Source organism: Synechococcus sp. R6-10 (assembly GCF_047461815.1).
Taxonomy (GTDB): Bacteria; Cyanobacteriota; Cyanobacteriia; order Thermostichales; family Thermostichaceae; genus Thermostichus.
This window is the reverse complement of sequence record NZ_JANSHW010000510.1, coordinates 1-2,146: the sequence shown is the minus strand read 5'-3', so window position 1 is coordinate 2,146 and position 2,146 is coordinate 1. Positions and strand designations below refer to the sequence as shown.

Annotated in this window: 1 protein-coding gene; it reads right to left on the bottom strand. The window is 61.7% G+C overall.

What is annotated here, in order from left to right; all coding sequences use genetic code 11:
- Positions 1-2,057 (bottom strand): efflux RND transporter permease subunit (locus tag NW837_RS12950; RefSeq protein ID WP_414332057.1); only part of this gene is annotated, 2,057 nt, incomplete at its 3' end.
- Positions 2,058-2,146: the final 89 nt, after the last annotated feature.

The window sequence follows — 2,146 nt, the reverse complement described above, 5'->3', positions numbered from 1 at the left end:
ACCCCCCGATCCTGAAGCTGGAAAGTAAACCCGCCCGCAACCCCCAAATTGGGAATGGCCGGCGGCAGGATCGGGATCACCAATGCGCGGCTGATCCCGCCCAAAAAAGGCCCAAATAGCCGGTTGACAATCGCTTGCGCCGATTGCTCCGGTTGCCGCCGCTCTTCCCAGGGCTTGAGGGTGACAAAGATCAGCCCATTCCCCGGCGAGGGCCCGGTAAAGCTGAACCCCCCCACGATCACCCGATTTTCGATCTCAGGGATCCCCTCCAAAATAGCGGCGGCCTGCCGGATCACCCTGTCGGTATAGTTGAGGGAAACCCCCGGCGGCCCCTGGACAATGGTGATGAAAAAGCCCTGATCCTCATCCGGCACAAACCCCGTCGGCACAATTTGGAACAGCCAGTAGGTGAGGCCCAAACAGGCAATAAACCCCGTCACCACCAACAGCCGCAGCTTCACCACCAGCTCCAGCAGGCGGCAGTAGGCCGCTCGGATCCCTTCCACGGCGCGGTCAAACCAGCGCAGCAGCCAAAACATCTGCTCTGAGCGGGGGCGAATTAGCAGCGCCGACAAAGCCGGAGCCAAGGTAATGGCATTAAACGTGGACAGCGAAACCGACACGGCAATGGTGACGGCAAACTGCTGGTAGATGCGACCGCTGGTGCCAGGAAAGAAAGCAACAGGCACAAATAGCCCCAGCAGCACCAGCGTCGTGGCGATCACCGCCCCCAACACCTCGTTCATCCCCGCCGAGGCCCCCTGCAGAGGCCGCATGCCGCGGTCGCGGATGTAGCGGGAGATATTCTCCACCACCACAATGGTGTCGTCCACCACCAGACCGGTGGCCAGGGTGAGGCCGAACAGAGTCAAAGTGTTGATGGAAAAGCCAAACAGGCGCACAAAGGCGAAGGTCCCCAGCAGCGCCACCGGAATTGTAACGGTGGGAATGAGGGTGACGCGCCAATCTTGCAAAAAGATGAACAGTACCAGCACCACCAGGGCAATAGCCTGCAGCAGGGTAAAAATCACCTCCTGCACCGACTCGGTAATGAACAGGGTGGCGTCGAAAGGGATCTCGTAGATCAAGCCGGGCGGAAAACTCTCCGCCAGCTGCGCCAACGTCTGCCGCACCTGCCGCGACACCTCTAGGGCGTTGGCATCCGGTTGTTGGGTGATGGCGATCCCCACCGCCTCCTGCCCCCCGATGCGGAAGAACGTATCGTAGCTTTGGGCCCCCAGCTCTACCCGGCCCACATCGGCAATGCGCACCAAGCTGCCATCGGCGTTGGCCTTGAGAACAATCTGGGCGAACTCCTCCGGCTGCGACAGCCGCCCCGTGGCCTGGACGCTGATCTGAAACTCCTGATCCGGGGGGCTGGGCTGGCCGCCAATTTGGCCGGCGGGCACCTGGATATTCTGCTGGCGCACTGCGTTTACCACATCCAGAGCTGTCAGACCATAGCTGGCCAGCCGCGTCGGATCCAGCCAGATGCGCATGGCATAGGTGCGCTCCCCGAAAATGATGACATCGCTGACGCCGCGGATGCGCCGCAAAGCATCCCGCACAAACAGCTCCGCGTAGTTGCTCAAAAACAGCTCGTCGTATTCCCCCGCCTCTGAGCGCAGCGCCAACACCAGCACAAAGGCGCTGTCGCCGGCCTTTTCCACGCTGATGCCGTTTTGGATCACCTCCGCCGGCAGCCGGCCCTGGGCCCGCGCCACCCGGTTCTGCACATCCACAGCCGCCGTGTCCAGATCCCGATCCGGGCTGAAGGTAACGGTGATCTGGCTGGTGCCGTTGCTGCTGCTCACCGAGGCGATAGACCGTATACCCTCGACGCCGTTGATCTCCTGCTCCAGCACATTGGTTACCGCCGTCTCCACCGTCTCGGCGTTGGCCCCAGGATAAACAGCAGTCACCCTCACCGCTGGCGGCGCCACCTGTGGGTAGTAGTCCACCGGCAGTAGGGGAATGCTCACCGCCCCCACCAGCACGATCAGGATGGAGCAGACGCTGGCAAAAACAGGGCGGCGAATGAAAAAGTCAACAAACATAGTCCAGCGCAGTGAGGAGTAAACTACCCGACACCCGCGCTATGCGCAGGGTGCGGGCTTTATCCCAATCCCTAGCGGCCCCAGAGGAC